Origin of the sequence: Nostoc sp. PCC 9305 (genome assembly GCF_963920915.1) — a bacterium.
Taxonomy (GTDB): domain Bacteria; phylum Cyanobacteriota; class Cyanobacteriia; order Cyanobacteriales; family Nostocaceae; genus Nostoc.
Map to the genome: position 1 here is coordinate 113,963 of NZ_CAWUDN010000001.1, position 16,342 is coordinate 130,304.

10 protein-coding genes are annotated in these 16,342 nt (G+C 42.2%); 4 read left to right on the plus strand and 6 right to left on the minus strand.

Annotated elements, in window-relative coordinates:
- Window positions 1–938: 938 nt before the first annotated feature.
- Both ACM0OX_RS00450 and ACM0OX_RS00455 read right to left on the minus strand, forming a co-directional pair.
- Window positions 939–2,228, minus strand: a complete 1,290-nt coding sequence (locus ACM0OX_RS00450; protein ID WP_414512146.1) for a glycosyltransferase family 4 protein — start codon at window positions 2,226–2,228, stop codon at window positions 939–941.
- Between the two features lie 865 nt (window positions 2,229–3,093).
- Window positions 3,094–3,672: a PEP-CTERM sorting domain-containing protein gene (locus ACM0OX_RS00455; protein WP_414512148.1), complete on the minus strand. Its 579-nt coding sequence runs from the start codon at window positions 3,670–3,672 to the stop codon at window positions 3,094–3,096.
- Window positions 3,673–3,850: 178 nt separating this feature from the next.
- Here ACM0OX_RS00455 and ACM0OX_RS00460 point away from each other — a divergent pair, with 178 nt between their 5' ends.
- The 3 genes from ACM0OX_RS00460 to ACM0OX_RS00470 all read left to right on the plus strand — a co-directional run bounded on the left by ACM0OX_RS00460 (window position 3,851) and on the right by ACM0OX_RS00470 (window position 6,863).
- Window positions 3,851–4,009 carry a hypothetical protein gene (locus ACM0OX_RS00460; RefSeq protein ID WP_414512150.1) on the plus strand — a complete coding sequence of 53 codons (159 nt, stop codon included), beginning with the start codon at window positions 3,851–3,853 and terminating at the stop codon, window positions 4,007–4,009.
- Window positions 4,010–4,176: 167 nt separating this feature from the next.
- Window positions 4,177–5,820 carry a type I secretion C-terminal target domain-containing protein gene (locus ACM0OX_RS00465; protein WP_414512152.1) on the plus strand — a complete coding sequence of 548 codons (1,644 nt, stop codon included), beginning with the start codon at window positions 4,177–4,179 and terminating at the stop codon, window positions 5,818–5,820.
- A gap of 848 nt (window positions 5,821–6,668) precedes the next feature.
- Window positions 6,669–6,863: a hypothetical protein gene (locus ACM0OX_RS00470; RefSeq protein WP_414512154.1), complete on the plus strand. Its 195-nt coding sequence runs from the start codon at window positions 6,669–6,671 to the stop codon at window positions 6,861–6,863.
- Between the two features lie 228 nt (window positions 6,864–7,091).
- Here the strand turns inward: ACM0OX_RS00470 and ACM0OX_RS00475 are convergent, their stop codons facing one another.
- From ACM0OX_RS00475 to ACM0OX_RS00490, 4 genes are all read right to left on the minus strand, one after another.
- Window positions 7,092–8,288 (minus strand): serine hydrolase domain-containing protein, encoded by a 1,197-nt coding sequence (locus tag ACM0OX_RS00475; RefSeq protein WP_414512156.1) that lies wholly within the window; start codon window positions 8,286–8,288, stop codon window positions 7,092–7,094.
- Window positions 8,289–8,700: 412 nt separating this feature from the next.
- Window positions 8,701–9,756: a calcium-binding protein gene (locus ACM0OX_RS00480; RefSeq protein WP_414512157.1), complete on the minus strand. Its 1,056-nt coding sequence runs from the start codon at window positions 9,754–9,756 to the stop codon at window positions 8,701–8,703.
- Window positions 9,757–10,329: 573 nt separating this feature from the next.
- Window positions 10,330–10,566, minus strand: a complete 237-nt coding sequence (locus ACM0OX_RS00485) for a hypothetical protein (protein WP_414512159.1) — start codon at window positions 10,564–10,566, stop codon at window positions 10,330–10,332.
- A gap of 313 nt (window positions 10,567–10,879) precedes the next feature.
- Window positions 10,880–14,422 carry an AAA-like domain-containing protein gene (locus ACM0OX_RS00490; protein ID WP_414512161.1) on the minus strand — a complete coding sequence of 1,181 codons (3,543 nt, stop codon included), beginning with the start codon at window positions 14,420–14,422 and terminating at the stop codon, window positions 10,880–10,882.
- 183 nt (window positions 14,423–14,605) lie between these two features.
- On the opposite strand from ACM0OX_RS00490, the gene ACM0OX_RS00495 reads away from it, so the two are divergent.
- Window positions 14,606–16,003, plus strand: a complete 1,398-nt coding sequence (locus tag ACM0OX_RS00495; RefSeq protein ID WP_414512162.1) for an AAA-like domain-containing protein — start codon at window positions 14,606–14,608, stop codon at window positions 16,001–16,003.
- Window positions 16,004–16,342: the final 339 nt, after the last annotated feature.

Here is a 16,342-nt window from a genome sequence, read left to right on the forward strand (position 1 = left end):
ATTATTTGAATAGTTTTTTAGCCCTTTTTTCTCTATGTTGGTGACAAATATGTTTGGGTATTTGGGCGATCGCTCACGATGTCTAGCACCTAAAATGAACCAATTTTCTTCAGCACATTATGGTTGATTTGTACATTACTTAACTCCGTTCAATTTCTTAAAGTGTAATTTATAGTTTTTTGTTAGTAAGTATAAACCCAGTGCCTTAGCTCAGAGAGAAAGCACGGTTCATGTTGTTGCAGCTAAAGCTTCTGCCTGTAAAGTGTAGGCGTAGCCCGCCATTCGCGTAGCGTCTCGTAGAGAAGGCATCGCTTCGGTAATTAGAGCAAGTTAGTAGTTGCTTTTTAGTTTTGGAAATGACGAAATAAAGTTACCTCATTGACCGCAGCAACACGAGCTAATTTCTCGTGTTGTCGCTGTGGTTAAACTTGCCGTTGCAAATACCTTAGTTGCTGATTAGATCAAGGATGCATAAGTTTGTGCCGTACTTGACGCTAAGTATTCTATGAGTGTTTGCAAGCGCTTGCTTGCATTATAACCACATACCAGGCAAGATTGGTATAAGTTACAGATGAGTTTATCGCCCTTGAGTACTAGTGAATACTGATCTTAAGGAAGAAAAAAGTCTGGAGCGATGCCTTGTTCACGAGACGCTTGTCTGCGACACGCTATGCGTAGCTTTGCTTCTTTGCAGGAGTAAGCCTACGCTGATTAATTCAGCTATCTTAATCAAAGTTGCGAGTTTCATCAAGTTATCCTCACCAAGAACGACGTGCAATCAGCCAGTGTTCTCTAGATTCCTATTTTTGAGCAGTCTCAACTTCCTACAGTTAGTTCACCCGATCGGTTGATCTTTAACTCACCCGAATGGGTGATTTAATTTATCCCAATCGGAGCTTTGTGTGTATAGCCGACGAGTGAGAAATCCTCAATCCCCTTCAACCATCCACAACTGATTTCTTAGAATCGAATTTCGGTAAAATCCCCACAGTTGATTTTCGGTTGGTAACAATATGAGAAAAAAGCCACTCATACCGATCGAGCGCTTGCTCTAAGGAATAGTTTTCTTCGGCAAATTGTCTTCCTGTGTTACCTAACTTCCTCCCTAGAGCCGGATTAGCATATAAATCATGCACCGCAGCGGCCATTGCCTGGGGCGATTCTGGCTCAACAACTATCCCACCACCACTGAGTTCGATGGCTTTAGCAGCAGTACCAGTGGCGGGAACTGAACCCACAATTGGGCGACCACTCGCCAACAACAGTGGTATTTTTGAAGGCATATTGAACGAAATCACATTGTGCTTTTGCACAATTAGCCCGACATCAGAAGCTGCTAGCATTTCAGGTAGTTTTTCTCGCGGCTGTAACGGTAGTAGCAAAACATTATCTGCTCCATTTGATAGACAATATTCCTGCAACCTTTGCAATGCTGTTGATTCGCCAACAATAACAAAGACAATATCTTTAATATGACGTAAACAAACGGCTGCTTCTATTACTGTCTCTAAACCTTGCGTTAGAGCAATGTTGCCTGAATAAAGTACTACAAATTTCCCATTTAGTTGATGGTTAGATATCCAGGAGTTGCTCTGTTTCGGTAACGGGCGAATGAAATTTATATTTACCCAATTGGGAATACAAACGATTTTATTAACAGGTACTCCCTTATTTACTAAATTCTCACGAAACCCATCAGCGATCACACTAATAGTGTGTGCACTCCGATATGCAAATTTCTCTAAAGCTGCAAGAGTTCGGATCATCCACTTGTTTTTTAATAGCCCGATACGCACAGCCGCTTCTGGTAAAATATCTTGCACATTTAGAACTACTGGGCAGTTGTATAACCAGCCCAATGTTGTTGCTGGCAACGTACCTAGTAGCGGCGGAACTGTTAAGATAATCACATCTGGCCGCCCACCTTTAAAGGCTTGGGGTAAGCTCGTGAAAACAAAGCTCAACTCCAGCAACAGCCGATCCACGAGGTTAGGTTTAGACTTAATTCGGACGTAACTTCGCTGAATAGTCACGCCATTTTTTTGTTCGGTAAGATACCATTTATTCTGATACCCATCATAAATTTCGCGCTGAGGATAGTTGGGCATTCCCGTAATCACTCGCACTTTATGACCTCGCTTGACTAGTCCTTCTGCCAATTCAGTCATTAACGGAGCAATTCCAATTGGCTCTGGATGATAGTTGTAGGAATAAATCAGAATATGCATGAATTATTTGTGAATTTTGTGAAGATAGCATGAGACGATCGAATTACTTATCAATAGCCAGTAGGGCTGCTATTTTTATTATTTACAGATTTTTTTTTGCATGAAGTACAAAGCTACCAATTTGGAAGCAGTAGGCAGAGATAGAAACTATTTATATCGGATTTGTATCCCTGCATTTTGTTACCTCATTTATTTACAAATGCTGTATTTTGACTGGTTAAATTGTTTGATTAAAAAAAATGTGTTAAACATTGGTTAGAATTTTTCTTTGTGGTTTTCAAAAGATAATTTTTGTCCAGCATAAAATACTTAAAAATCAAAATATGACTTTGTATAAACAGGTTAGAATATTGATAAATATAAACTTTATTTTTTGGTGATTATGACAATAGTTGGTCTGTTTATTTCCGAACTAATGCCTAAATTTATACTTGGAAAATTGTAACATTATATTCACTGTTATGCATATAACCCTCATTCCGCCTTTTCAACTGGCACATGAAGTATTTTTAACCAAGTTATCAGTATTGTATTCATTAAGCAAAATCCAATTTTTTGATTAGTTCAAAGGCACTGACCAAAACAGTGTTGGGTGCTAAGTCATAAATGCTGGGGTAAAAGTAAAATTAATTTCACTCAGCCCTGAGCTTTGTAAAAGTGTTGATGACAAACTAATAGACATTTGGTGAAATTAAATATGCGTTATCCAGAATCCTTGTAAAGACTTAGCGGTGCTAAGTCTTTACATTCTTTTTCCCTCATATTTTAATGAGGTTATATGATAACCCCACTAGTTAACTGAACTAGTAGGGCTAGAATAGAGATTCAGTAAATTTGGCAACCTCTGACTAGAAAGCCCTAATTTCTAGTAAGAGGCTTGCTTTTTCTTGAAAGTTGAAGCTATACCCAACCCAGAAAATGCTAGCAAACCCAAGAGAGAAGAAGGTTCAGGGACTTTGGATACTTGAATAGAACCAGAATTTTGATCTAGTGTTGTTGACGTTCCCTGTTGATCGACATCCTGACGTAATTGCAAAGAGTCGCCAACCGTTCCCTGGAAGAAATATTCTCCAATTACACCCGTTCCTCCGGCGACATCAAAGGGGCCAAATAATGTCTGAGTGGAAGTATCAAAGTTGAAAGCAAAGAAGCTAGATTCTGAAACTCCACCACTAACGGTGTTATAGGTTCCCAGAAGATTTTTAGATGGATCTAAGAAGGAGACATTCAAGGATTGTAAAAAGTTGGTGGCTCCACTACCAAGTTCTGAAATGATTGTTGGTGCTGTAGTTTCGTCGTAGCTGAATGAACCTGTTGCTGAGTAACCAGCATCACCTTGCCAGTTAAAGTTTAATTCAATAGCTTGGGCTGGGTTGTTAGCACTAGTAGCGATCGCAGCAACCAGTGTTGCGATCGCGGTGATTTTGGCGAAAATATTCTTCATGGTCATAACTCCGAAATTGATTGTCATGATGCATATATCAGTGCATCAATCAACACTAAGCTTACGATAGAAATATATATCCGTAAATACCGCATAAAATACGGTATGTAATGTAATGAATCTATGAAGAGAAGCACTTGTTTTATAAAGTTTTGCATAAAATGTCAAGTCTGTAGTGATGTCTGACGACAAACCCCTCTGCGTCTATGCTTCTTTGTATGCAATCCACTCTGGCTTAACTGTAGCGACCTGCAATACTAATCGCTCAAACCTGCAATCAAGACATTTACAAACCTACAAGTGTGCGATTCCTGAAGCTGAATTTATCGCACCGTAGACGATCGCTTTTCCCAAATTTGGGAAAAAATCGTGCCTGTTTCTCTCCATTCGGCAGTTTTTTTTACTGGGCTTACGCCTTTTCCCCTCCTTGGTTTCATCAAATCCATCCTCGATTACGCGAACGGTAAGATAAAAATTAACTTTGCTCGTAATTAGGTGATATCAATGACCAATTCGTATTTTCATACCATCTTTAACCTTACACAAACCTTCGTTAACCCTAACCCAGCTATATCTAATGATTCTTCTACCGATGCTTTCGGTAGTGAAATAGCTATCTCTGGGGACAAAGTTCTTGTAGGCGCACGCTATGATGAGACATTTGGAAACGGCAGTGGTGCTGCCTATCTATTTAATACTGTCAGTGGGAACCTAACCAAAACTTTTTTCTACCCGCAATTAAATAGCAGTGACACCTTCGGAACCGCAGTAGCCATTGACGGTAATAAAGTGCTAATCGGTGCAACAGGAGAGAGTGACTTTGGAAGCAATGGTGCTGCCTTATTGTTCAACGCTGATAGCGGCAAGCTAATCCAGACCTTTTCTTACTCAAACTCAATTATTTTAGGTTCGGCAGTAGCCCTTGACGGAAACAAAGTTCTTGTCGGCGATGTACAGAACAACACATTTGCAAGTGTCAGTGGCGCAGCCTTTTTATTTGATGCCGTCAGTGGCAAAAATAGCCAAAGCTTTTTCCCTCCTAATCCAAGTGTTGAGGACTTTTTCGGTGAGCCAGTAGCTATCGACGGAAACAAAGTTCTTGTCGGCGCTTCGGGAGGCAGTAGTGGCAGAAACAAGAGCGGTAGTGCCTACTTGTTCGATACTAATGGCAACTTACTTCAAACCTTTCTCAACCCTAGCCCTGATGCTATGGACTTCTTCGGTGGAGCAGTAGCTATCGACGGCAACAAAGTTCTCATTGGCGCGACAGGGGAAGACAGATTTGGAAACAGCAGTGGTGCTGCCTACCTGTTCGATGTCGTTAGCGGCAATCTGCTCCAAAGTTTTTTCAGCCCTAATGCGAATGAGGGTGACTTGTTTGGTCGCTCAGTAGCGATCGACGGAGATCAAGTGTTGATCGGCTCAGTTCGTGACGATACAGCAGCAACCAACGGTGGTGCTGCCTACCTGTTCGATGCCGTTAGCGGCAATCTTATCCAGAGCTTTTTCGATCTCAGTCCGGCTGAAGATGACTTGTTTGGTGCTAGTGTGGCTATCGAAGCAAATAACTTGTTAATCGGTGCGCCACAAGACGATCGAGGAGGAAGTAACAGTGGTAGTGTGTTTCTTTTCCAGTCAAAGACTTTTAACATCATTAACGGTACCAATAGCAAGGATAAACTTGTTGGTACTCTGGGTGATGACAAAATTAATGGATTGAATGGCAATGACACCCTCAACGGCGGTTGCGGCAATGATACCCTCAACGGCGGTTGCGGTAATGACATCCTCAATGGCGGCGGCGGTAATGACATCCTCATCGGTAGCGCTGGCAACGATATTCTCACTGGCGGTGCAGGTCACGACCAGTTTGTTTACCAAGCTTTAAGTGACAAGGGTACTAGAGGTGATGCTATCACTGACTTTAATCAGAATCAAGATCGGTTAGTCTTGAGTAAACTGTTCGCGAGTTTAGGATACAGTGGCAGCAATCCGATTACCGATGGCTATCTACAATTTGTACAATCTGGTGCTTCTACCAAAATTCAGATTGACTCTAATGGTGGTGCTGACGGTTTTAACACCTTGGCAACTTTGAATAATTTCACTGCGACAAGTCTAGTCCTTGATGCTAATATCTTCGTCTAATGGAAAACAGTTAGCCAGCCACGACGAAGCTTCCTGATGCATTCTGCCTTGGAGCTTGTTCACGGGAGCTAGTGGCTCTTTATCCGTTGTGTGTGATTAGTTAGTCTGCGATCGCCTTTCCCGATTTCGGGAAAAATCGTGCCTTCACTACTCTCCTGCCGGATTTTTTTATTGGGGCTTATGCCTTTTCCCAGATCGCAACTAAGAGAATTAATGAACAATTCTTCGGTATGAAGACTAGCCAATTTTCCTGATATAGCACCAAAAATCGCATATCCCTTTGTGAAAATTCCCAATACTTGGGCGATCGTGAAAAGGAAATACTCTCAGTTGAGCTTACGCCCAAAACAAGTAATAAGCTGTACTTGAAAAGACTGATGGCAACGTCCGCAAAGCACAAAAACTCAGCATACACGCTAAATTAAATACGCTCCAAATTTACGACGATAATCGCAATCGCGATCAACTGGAGATGTCTGAGCTATTAATGGATGGGTTGGATTGAATCGGTTGCTAGACTATTGGTGAAGCGGACAGTGGCGGCAGCAGAATTGGAGAATGCCATGAATGTTTCAGCGCACTGGTTTAGGCACAGTAGAGCAAGCGTTTGAGCAAATTGAGTTAGAGGAATAAGTTACTCAATTACTTAACTCAATTACTTATTACTAGAGATTTGGGAATTAGAATTTAGAAACTTTTATTCTCTAAGTGCATAAAGGTAAAAACCTATCGTAAAGAGTGATTGTGAAGAGCATCCCAGTTTTTTAAATGTGATGTTTTTGGCTGGTGGCCGTCAACCAAACTTAGGAATTACTTTGCAATTAGTAACCCAATTGAAGGAGAAAACTATGAAAGACTTACCACTTTTTACCGATATTAATGTTAGCGAACAGGAAACAATATCTGGGGGAGGCTGGTTTAAAGATTTAACTGGTATTAGTACACCTGAAGTTTTACAAGATTTAGATAAAACCGTTCGTAAAAAAGTCGATGGGGGTTGGGTGGGAGTTGGTATAACAGCTGCCAAACTACTGTTGTTGTAAAAGCTGCCGAACTACTAATGACGGTATAGTGAGTGGTTTTCATCTAACCTTTCAGGAGACTTTCACCATAACTATTACTCCAGTTTGGTGATGAGAAGAATGAAGGGTTTAGATGATAATAAGCACAACGCCATGTTTCTCGTAGAATTTAAAACAAACAATTCGACCCGACCAAGATTGTCCAGGAGCAGAAACTAAATCTACTAATGGTTGTCAGGTCTAGATGGATTACCAATTAGGAACTTTGCTTCTAATGTTCCACATGAGTTGGTCGAGGTGTAAACCGAAGTCTGGTTTTGGACTGCGGGTATTAACTAGCACTGCCCACGAGAAACCATCGCTGGTATTGACTAGTAATGCTTGTTCTCCCGGTAAACTGCCGTCGTGCCAACGGTTATTGGCTGTATTTATTAACCATCCTTTAGCGTATCCAGGGTTGACACTTGAGCCTTGATACATAGTAGCGATCGCATTAGCACTAAGAATATCAGGTTTGGAATTCAAACCATCTACCCGCACTGCCAACCGTACTAGGTCACTAGGTTTAGCAATCCAACCGCCGTGAGCATCCATCCGTGCTATTTTCAGATCGTAGGGATTTTCACCATCTTGACCGTAATAGGTAACTTCATTGGCTTTTTTCTCGTTTAGGGTATCACCGCCAATTTCCATATCGGTGATACCGGATGGTTTGAGAATATTAGTTTTGACATAATTTTCGTAGGTTTGCCCTGTCAGCTGTTCGATTACCCGCCCCAAAACACAGAAACCAAAATTAGAGTAAGCATATGTAGTCCCTGGTACATTATCTAAAGGACGGTTATCTAATACCCAACTAATTAGTTGGGTATGGTTCATGAAGGGATTAGCAAACATCGGGTCAGAATTATCATTAGGCCAACCGCCACCCAAATGGGTAAGTAAATGTTCTACGGTGATGTTTTCGATATTGGTATTATAAGGGGTTGTGCCGTAGGTAGTGCGTAAGATGCCATCTTCACCGAAAATGCGATCGCTTAATTGTAGCTGGCCTAGTTCTACCAGTTTCATAATGGCGATCGCGGTAATTGGTTTTGATACACTGGCAATGCGGAAGCGGTGACGCGGTGTGACTTTTTCACCTGTCGATTTGTCAGCCAAGCCGTAGCTTTTGGATAAGACAAAGCGCTCATCTTTAGCAATAGCGAAGGAAAGACCGGGAACATCATAATTTTGCATATACTCAGCCACGGTTTGATCAATGGCTTGTAGTTCCGAAGACTTATAACCCTTTTGACTTTCCCAGATAACAGCATCTGTGTCTTGACCGTTGATAGTGTAACCATTTACCCGTTGATTTGGGAATAAATCAGCCAGAATTACTGCGACTGAACCCATGCCCATTAACTGCATAAATCGCCGACGGCTTTTTAAAGAAAAATTCATATTAAGCTATATCCTTATCTAGATGGGGTGAAATGAGCGTGCAATTCGTTGAGTGCTAAATCACGGTTAAAAGACCGTACATAATCGCTCCAATCCAAGACTTCCCAATTTCAGATTGAACTTCCCGATTGATGTAGGCAAAATTTTTGCGTCTACTGAATGTTATTTCTACGTGGTAGGGTAATTTTGGAGTTGCGATCGCAATGTTATGTTTAGGTTTAGCAACCTCAAAGAGAAAGAGGGAGGGGTAAACTTAGTTTGCATCTCCCTCGACTGTTCGACGATCCTTAATTAGAACATCGTGTCAATTTTTAGTTTCTGTTAGAAAATCAAGTCTCGAACCTGGATTAAATCAAAGTCTCAGAATTCGGCTTCGATTATTGTTTTGCGAGAATGACAAAACAGGGATTGATTATACGAACACAAACTGAGTTGGGTCATTTAGGCTTAATTGCCCAGAATTACCGCCTGCATTAACTCTTTGGACAAGGCCAATCAGATCGTCATCAGATATAGCGCTGGTTGAGTTTTTGTCAAAAATACCCACTCCTAAAAATCCTCCTGCGCTAACATTATTTGCTAACCGATAGTCAGCTGCTGTCCCTTTAAGCTGGATTCGATCTACCTCATTTGCTGGTTCCCCTGTAAAATCCATGAGGTCAAAATCAGTAATTAGAGCGAAATCAGCATTGCCTGCTGAGTCATAGAGGATCGAGCTAAAAAAGCCTGCCGTGCCCAGTACGAAGGTATCTTGATCGCCGCTACTACCGCTCGTCAACACATCTATTTGACTGCGTGTAGCGCCGGAGAAGATATTGTCGCCCTGGAGGATATCGTTGCCCACGCCGCCGTTAAGCGAGTCGTTGCCTGCACCACCGCTGAGGATATCGTTGCCCGCACCACCGTTAAGGGTGTCATTCCCTGCGCCGCCATTGATCCTGTTGCCAGAGGCGCTTCCCGTAACATTGTCATTCCCGGCGCCCATGATGGCGTTCTCGAAGTTGATGTAGCTTTCACCACTAGAGTTCGTCAGACCGGTTGTCATGTTGAAAACATAGTCCCCAGAGAAGGCAGTATGGTCGATCTGGTCAACCCCCGTACCACCGTCCATGATCTCGTTGCCGATCGCTGAGAACATCACGTCGTTGCCAGCATCACCACGATAAGTACCACCGTCGGCGTCCGAACGGATGATGTCGTTGTCGTTACCACCGTTGAGCGTATCCCTGCCAGTGCCGCCGATGAGCGAGTCGTTGCCTGCACCGCCGTTGAGGATATCGTTGCCCGCACCACCGTTGAGTGTGTCATCACCTGTGTCCCCATTGAGTGTATCATTGGTGCCAAGACCAGTGAGACTATCATTACCGTCCAGCCCATTGATGGTATCAGGAAAATCAAAAAATAATACAGGAAGGTCAAATCTACCAATCAGTGTGTCATTACCATTAGTACCGTTAATGACTGCCATAGTGAGCGTCTCCTTAAATTAGAGGTTAAAGAAATTACTTCATCGCTTTCTCGTGAGGAAGCGAAAAGGAAAAATTAAGAGACAGTTGAACCAGACCTGATTAGAGCAGGTCTTTGCGGTCAAGTCTGAAGATTTGAGAAGCACTGGATACATCAATGATGTTGGTCTTAAAATTGTGCCAACCGTCATCATGTTGAATGTTTGTGCGTTATATCTTTGCTGTTTAGCTTAGGTTTAAGCTTGTCTGTCGTAGATTTCGGAAATCGTCTAAGGAAGAACTAAATGCGATGCCTAGGGTGGTCACTGAGCCTTGCCGAAGTGCGGTAAATTACGCACTGTGGCTGAAGTTTCAGCTTGTCTTTGACCGCTCATAATGTTAGGCGTAGGTTGGCTTGAGGAACGAAACTCAACACTAATAATCCTTGATTTTGTTGGGTAACACTAAAGTTCAACCCAACCTACAAATATTTTATTTTTTCAGAGTAATAAAAGAGCGTTAACAGAGCGTTTAACGTAAGTTTCATGAGTGAGGTATGATTTACACTTATGATTTACGTGTATTTTAAAAAGCTCTTATCCTTTCCTTGCTCCTTCAATACTGTGTACGATTATTCCTCTATTCTCAAACCACTGTATACCCTTATCTCCACTCATTCCACCTCTTATACAATTTTCTTCTTCTTGTGACAATAAAATTCCCCAGTTTGACCAATTTGGGTTGGAGAGTGCTTCTTCCTCGGTTAGTTCAATGAGTTCGTTAAATAATAATTCGCTTTTTTTTGAAGTTACGGAATTTGTTTGAGTAGACATATTGTTTTTCCTTGTTTAAGAGACTAGGTTTTGACGCGATGTCTGCGACGGTAAACTACGCACTTGGGCTGAAGTTTTAGCTTGTCTTTGACCGCTCATAATGTCAGTATCTTGGATAATTCAATGAAATAGTTCAGTTAAATTCAGGAGTATAAGAAAGAAATAGAATTCAGGTAAATTCAGGTAAATTCAGGTGGGTATTACCTCAGATTTCTGTAATTACAGCGATCGCCTCAGAAAAATTACGTAATAAAATCCCAAAAAATACTACGGATAAAATACGCAAATATTTTATAAATAGCTCTGGCAGTCTTTATTTATGTGTTTGTCTGGAGATTGGATCGAGGTGTATCCGATCGCAAAGATGGCGATCGCTCTCTTTCACCCCAATATTCGTCCGTAAATAATCGCCTACCCAATTGCAACCATAAGCCAATAAGTCGAGATTGAGAACCTGCTCCAAATTCCAGAGAATGATGCTCTTGTCTAAAGAAGCCGAGGCAAGTGTTTTCCCGTCAGGACTAAAATCAATTCCAGAAACCCCAGAGCTATGAAGATTTAAAGTACGCAGCAATGTACCATCTAATTGCCAGAGTTTAACTGTCTTGTCCAGACTTGCCGTGGCAATCATTTTACTGTCGGGGCTGAAAGCAACTTCGTATACCGCACCGTTATGACCTTTGAGCGAGCGAAGCAACTTGCCATTAATAGGATTCCAGAGTGTGACCGTGTTGACACTCCCCGAAGCAATAGTCTTGCCGTCAGGGCTGAAGGCAACTCCCCAAACCCAATCTCCGTAACCCTGCGTTAGGGTATGAACTAACTTGCCATCAGCAGCGTTCCAGAGTTTAACGGTGTTGTTCTGGCTCGCCGAGGCAACAGTTTTGCCGTCAGGGCTGAAAGCAACTCCCCAAACCATAGTTTTATGACCCGTGAAGGTGCGAAGTAATTTGCCGTCTGCAACGTTCCAGAGTTTAACTGTCTTGTCCACGCTTGATGAGGCAATCGTCTTGCTGTCGGGGCTGAAGGCAACTCTCCAAACTCCATCGCTATGACCTGTTAGAGTACGAAGCAACTTACCGTCTGAAGCGTTCCAGAGTTTTATTGTTTTGTCCAAACTCGCCGAGGCAATAGTTTTGCCGTCGGGGCTGAAGGCAGCTCCCCAAATCTCAGAACGATGACCTGTTAAGGTATGAAGCAATGTACCGTCTGTTTTCCAGAGTTTAACTGTTCCATCCACACTGGTTGAGGCAATAAAAGACCCATTAGGGCTGAAAATGGCTCTTGTAAATGAATCAGTCTTTTGAGTTAAGGTGCGGAGCAGGGGGGTATTCTTCTTATAAAGTCTCACAGTTTTGTCGTAACTCGCGGAAGCGATCGCATTACTATCAGGAGCAATGGAAACTCCCCAAACTATAGAGCTATGCCCTTCTAAGGTTTTTAGCAATCTCCCATCCAGACTCCAGAGTTTAGTCGTGTTGTCCACACTTCCTGAAGCAATAAAAGACCCATCAAGACTAAAATGTATCCCCCAAATAGGGCTACTGTGTCCCTCTAGGCTTTTGTATGGATGGTTTTCAAACTCACCCGCGTTATTTCGTTTCCAGAGTTTAATCGTCTTGTCTTGTCCTGCTGAGGCAATTAAACTGCTGTCGGGGCTGAAAGCTACAGCATAAATCGTAGTGCCACTAGTATGCCCTGTTAGGGTTTTATAGGCTGTGTAAGAGCTGTTTGCACCTTTTCGCCGCCAGAGTTTCACCGTTCCATCCACACTTGAGGAGGCAATTAAACGGCTATCGGGACTAATGGCAACTGCGACGACGCTAGCGCGATGCCCTTTAAGAGTTTGCAGTAAAGTGCCATCCCTCTGCCAAACTTTGACCGTTCCATCTGCACTTGATGAGGCAATTAAACGACTATCGTGGCTAAAAGAAATGCCCCAAACGGCAGCACTATGCCCCTTGACGGTTTTGAGCAAAGTTCCATCGGGCTTCCAGAGCTTGAAGGTGTTGTCTGAGCTTCCTGAGGCAATAATCTGACCATCGGGGCTGAAAGTAATGACGTAAATCTCAGAGTCATGTCCTGTTAGGTTTTTCAGTAAAGTTCCATCGGACTTCCAGAGTTTAACTAGACTGTCCCCACCTCCCGAAGCAATTAATTTCCCATCGGGGCTGAAATCAACGGCGTAAACCTCAACACTATGCCCTGACAAGCGGTTGTACTCAACTGCCCCATAGACTGCCTGCCGTAAAGATTTTTCTACCTGTTCGGTTAAATATGCATCTGCCTTACCGAATGAAAGCAGTTTTTGCTTCGCCTTAATAGCTTCTACCAGTGCGTCTAAACGTTGATTGGAAACAAAAAGGGCTTCTGAGGATTGAACGATCGCCCCAATCTCGCTTTTAAGTGCTTTGCGATACTGCAAGAAAGCTGTCACCCCTAACCCGGAGGAAACTACTAGGGCAATACTGACTGCCCCTAGCAGAAATCGCTGGAGTTTAGCTGTTTTTTTCTCAGCACTCAAACGGGCTTCCACTTCCTTGAGTCTTGCTGCTTCTAGGGCTTGTTGCACTTCTTGGCGATCGCAATCTTCGCTCTGTGCCAAAAACTGATAATCCAAATCACTTAAACTTTTGCCCACTGACCAGCTTTGCGCCTCTTGCAATGCTTGACCCCGCAGCAGGCGTGATTCATCTTGGTAATTTGATTCTAACCAAGCAGTAAATCCTTCACAGTAGGGACGCAGAGAAGCTAATTGCTGTTCTACCCAATCACGATCGAAAACAATGCGATAAATATGGTTATAAACTTTGAGAAAGCCTTGTTGCTTAACTACCAGTCCTGTCAGCCGCAATTCCATCTGTTCGGAACTGTCATCGGCAGCAACTTCCTGCTCTAATATTTGTTGATATAGTCCCAGTAGACGACTAGCACGCTGCTCATTGCAAAGTAGGCGATCGCGGATGGTTCTTAGATGTTCTGGATTGTCTTGATATTCCCAATTTTCAATGAGATGCGATCGCACAATTTGCCCAATCAACTCGGCTTCACTGCCTGCGGTTAGGTAAACGGGAGAAACCAAAATTAGCCGACACAACTTTTGTGTGAGAAAGGGCTGTCCCCCTGTCCATTCCACAATTTCTTTCATTACCGTCTGCCGATTCTCTATCTTGTTGGCTAATCCTTGAACTAAGGGGGTAATTTCTGACCATTTAAACCCCTCTAGCTGAATCCCATGACCAATATTAAACGGAGTGCGGCTCTTATCTGCAATAAGATCCCCAGGCGTTGCAACTCCCAATAATACAAAGGTTAGACGATTATAAACCAGACGATCGGCCCGTCGATTGTAACAGGCGCGGATGAAGGCAAAGAAATCATCGGCTGGAAAGTTAAGGCTAATAACGCTATCAATTTCATCGATAAAGATAACAATGTTTTGCTCGATTTCTTTTAATAAAATTTCTTCAATAAAACCACTCAATCGTTGCAGAGGTGATAAACAGTCTTCTTGATGCCACCACGCCGACAATTTGCCCCGTTGTGACAAAGAAACTGAAAAACAGCTAGTCAGAGTTTTGATAAATCCGAGATACCATTGTTCTGGGGTAATTTTCTGGCTACCAATTTCTGTTAAATCAATATCGGCGCAAGCAAATCCTTCAGTTTGTAATCGCTGCATGATGCGTACCCGCAAGCTAGATTTGCCCATTTGCCGGGAATTGAGAACATAACAGAATTGTCCCGATTTTAAGTTTTCATATAAAGATGCATCGGCTTGTCGCTCTATATATGTAAGTGCATCAGCCGGTAAACTCCCCCCGACTTGATAGAGTAGGCCCTCCTTAATAAACATAAGGCATTCTTTTGGAGGTTGTGAGAAACCTACCAACTCCATACTAGGTTTAGAATCTTACCATATTAGAACTCGAAATACTCATTTGAAGCAAATTTAATATCAAGTCAGGTAAAATCAAGTTTTAAGGGTTATGGAGTTTTTTATTCTTTTCTAAGAAAATATTTAATATTAAGTTTTAATATGAAAAGCTTTGACTTTCAAACAGCTATTAAAATTGCCAATCAAGCCTTTTTATTACAAACAAAAAGAAATTTGAATGATGTAGAAATTATTGTCATTCAAGGAGCATGGGATCGAGAAGAATACGATCAGATGGCAGCCAAACATCAATACGCAACCAGTTATATTAGTCAAGATGTTGCTCCAAAACTATGGAAAATACTCTCTAAAGCATTGGGAGAAAAGGTGAAAAAAGGTAATTTAAAAGAAGCGTTAAAACGTTATTATGAACAACAGCTTATCTCTGAAAGCGAAAAAACTAATCAAACTTTGAGTGATAGCGAAGACTCACCAGAAATAGTTCCAAGTTTTCTCCAAACAAAGATTAACGATGCCACCCTAGACACGTTAATTCCCGATTGCTATATTGAACGACCTCCCATTGAATCTATTTGCTATGAAACTCTTTTACAACCTGGTTCTCTGATTCGGATTAAAGCCCCCAACTTGATGGGAAAAACCTCCTTAATTAACCGAATCTTAACTCAAGTTGCTGCTCACAACTATCAGACCGTGAGTCTAAGCTTGGAACTTGCCGATCGCAAAACTCATTTTAGTAATCTTGATAAATTCTTGCGCTGGTTTGGGATTAACCTCAGTCGAGAATTAGGCGTACCAAATCAGTTAGAAGACTATTGGGATGAGGCGGGAATGGGAAGTAAAGTCAGTTGTACCAGCTATTTTGAAGAATATCTCTTGGCTCAGGCAGACAGTCCTCTCATACTCTGTTTAGATGATGTTGATTTACTGTTTCCCTATCCAGAAATTTATGAGGACTTTTTTGGGCTATTGCGGTCTTGGTATGAGAAGGCAAGAAGTCGGCAAAACTGGAAGAAACTGCGCTTAGTTCTTGCCCATTCCACTGACGTTTATATCCGGCTCAATATTAATCAATCTCCCTTTAATGTTGGCTTGCTAATTGAACTATCAGAATTTACCCGGGAACAAGCACAAGACTTTTCTCAACAATATGGACTAGAAAACGAATCCACCTGGGTCGAGCTATTAATGAGTCTAGTGGGAGGGCATCCTTACCTTTTAAAGCAAGCGTTTGCCTATCTCAAAAGTCATCCCGATGTCACCAGAGAAGACCTTTTAGCAGCAGCAGCTACAGAGTCCGGCATTTATAGTAACCACTTGCGGGAATTTTGGTTAAATTTACAAGACAATCCAGTTTTAGCGATCGCATTTCAAAAAGTCATCACTTCCCCTAGCCGTGTGCAATTAGAACCTTTATCTGCTTATAAGTTACAGAGTATGGGATTGGTGCAACTGTCTGGCAATGAAGTTGAGCCTCGCTGCCAATTATACCGCCAGTATTTCTCTGCACGACTAGGGTTAGGGACTTCCAAGGAATAAAATCACCAAGTACAATAATGATAATAATTCTGAGGGAGGGGACTTAGTGGTGCAGAAAACTTTTTTGAGTTTTAAGTAGAGAAAACAGTGACTTTAGAGAACTCAACCCTGGTCTGTAATTGCTCCCGTTTTTTAAGTGAGGCACAGCTCGGTATATGACTCCTTCGAGTAAAGAGGCAAAGGTGGGAATCGGCAGACATTGATAACACAGTCGTTTAATCTCACGTAAACCCAATTGTAAAAAGCTCAAACCTCTGTCTGTTTTTAAATCCTACCTAATATCTACGTTTCAAGCCTTTTCTGCACCACTAAGGCGATCGCCTGAGAATAACTGATAAA